Raw genomic sequence first — 617 nt, 5'->3', positions numbered from 1 at the left:
CGGCAGCCGCCTGCGTATCGGTCGTAGTAGGCGTATGGCCCGCAGCCGCCATAGGTGGCGCCGTAGGCGCCGACGGCCGCCGCACCAACCGCCGCCGCACCGAGGCCGTAGCCGTAAGGACGATACCCGTAGCCGCCGTAGCGACCATATCCGTAGCCGTAGCGCCCGACCCGTCCGTATCCACCGCGATAGCCGCCGGCCACCCGACCGCCATATCCGCGGAACCCGCCCGCCCGGACGCCGTGGAACCCGCCGCCCCGGAAGCCGCCACCCCGGAAGCCGCCGCCATGGAAGCCGCCCCCGCCTCGGAAGCCGCCTCCGCCGCCACGGAAGCCGCGCGCGTCTGCTGTCACGCTGGTCAGGATCAGGGCGGCGAAGGCCGCGGATGCAATCAGGAGAGCCTTCATGACATTGTCTCCTCGCCGGAGAACACCATGCCGAGGTGAGGCGCGTCGGACCTGGCCGGTGTGGCCGGACAGAGGTCCGCTCGGCTCCTACATCTTGGCCGATTGGATCGTATTACCACTTGGACAACATCGCTTGATCCGAGAGGACACCCGGCGAAGTTTGTTCAAGGCGGTTGTCGGATGTCCGTCATCTCCCGCGGCAGGTGCAGC

The 617-nt window shown here is 69.0% G+C and carries 1 protein-coding gene; it reads right to left on the bottom strand.

The window, feature by feature from the left end:
* Positions 1 to 407, bottom strand: a 407-nt coding sequence (locus WDW90_RS37855) for a hypothetical protein (RefSeq protein WP_336492838.1), incomplete at its 3' end; no start/stop codon positions are given.
* Between the last annotated feature and the right edge of the window lie 210 nt (positions 408 to 617).

The organism is Methylobacterium nigriterrae (assembly GCF_037106235.1).
Classification (GTDB): Bacteria; Pseudomonadota; Alphaproteobacteria; order Rhizobiales; family Beijerinckiaceae; genus Methylobacterium; species Methylobacterium nigriterrae.
Note: the sequence above shows the minus strand (reverse complement) of the source record. Positions and strands in the feature narration are given on the sequence as shown.